Raw genomic sequence first — 1247 nt, forward strand, 5'->3', positions numbered from 1 at the left:
CAAACAACGGTTTCCCGACCGCCCGGACCGGGACTTCCTTCAACAGACTCGGCTCAACACACGGCGTATGGCCAACGGCCCGCCAGCTAGGCTCACCTGTAACGGCTGCCTCAAGCCTACCTCGAACACACCATCGAATCAAACCCTGACCTGGGCAAATATGGAGCCCCAGCCCGGCGATGCGAGGCAGTCCTCGATGCAACGTCCCGTCCAGAGACGGCTCGCAGAGGCTTCCGGGCTGTCGCCAGGGGCGTACGGTCCAGGTGCGCGGTTTGGGTGAGGGGTAGGCCGGAAGGGCCGCCGGCAATGCGAGCTCTGTGGGGGGGCGGGAGAGGTTGGTCCCGGCACGAAGGCACTGCGACGGCCGGACGCGTTGCGTCGGCACGAGCTCCGTGAGGGCTGGAGGGGTTGCTCCCGGTCCAGGGGGAACCGCGACGGCCGGAAGCGCTGTGCCCAGGCTGAGCCCCGCGGAGATTCCGAGCTGCGAGGAACTCGCGTGGCTGGAGCGGCGTGGGCTTCGCGATGATCGGAGGTTCATTCCGGCGCGGGCTCGGTGAAGACTGGAGGTTATTCCGGCGTGGTGACCGGACGGCCCAAGGCCCGCGAACACCCGCAGGTGTCTTCCGGCGCGGTGACCCGCCCAGGACCCGCGAGCACCCCGCGGGTGTCTTCCGGCGTGGTGACCGGATGACCCAAGGCCCGCGAACGCCCCGCAGGTGTCTTTCGGGGCGGTGAGTGACCGGCTCAAGGCCCGCGAGCACCCTTTCCGGCGCGGTGTCGACGTCGCGATATCCGCGGTCAGTGCGGGGCTGGATACGCGGGCGCGTCAGTAGCTATGCGGGGTTAGGTCACAGCTCGCCGCGTTCGACGGCCAGGGCGAGTTCGACGCGTGACCGCAGGCCGGTCTTGGCGTAGACGCGGGTGAGATAGACCTCCACGGTCTTGCGGCTGTAGTGCAGCTCCTCCGCGATCTGGGGGTTGCTCAGCCCGTCGGCGACCAGTTCGATGACGCGGCGCTCGCCGGGCGTGAGGCGGCCCGCCGGTTCGGGGACCATCCCGACCTCCCGCAGGCGGCGTTCGGACAGCGCCTCCCAGGGCGCCGCGCCGAGACGGGTGAAGATCGCGTGCGCGCGGGAGAGTTGTGCCGTGTCGCCGAGCACGCCGAGGACCAGCCGGGCCCGCGCCTCCTCGAACGGCAGGCCGTCGGCGCGTGCCTGTTCCAGTGCCGCGCCGGCCCGCGCGCGATC

1 protein-coding gene is annotated in these 1247 nt (G+C 70.3%); it reads right to left on the reverse strand.

The annotated features are described in order from the left end of the window. Window positions 1-848 precede the first annotated feature (848 nt). On the reverse strand, window positions 849-1247 hold a 399-nt coding region (locus FLV34_RS39285), incomplete at its 5' end, for a helix-turn-helix transcriptional regulator (protein WP_187280876.1).

This window comes from Microbispora sp. CSR-4 (assembly GCF_008033685.1).
In the GTDB taxonomy this organism is placed as follows: Bacteria; Actinomycetota; Actinomycetes; order Streptosporangiales; family Streptosporangiaceae; genus Microbispora.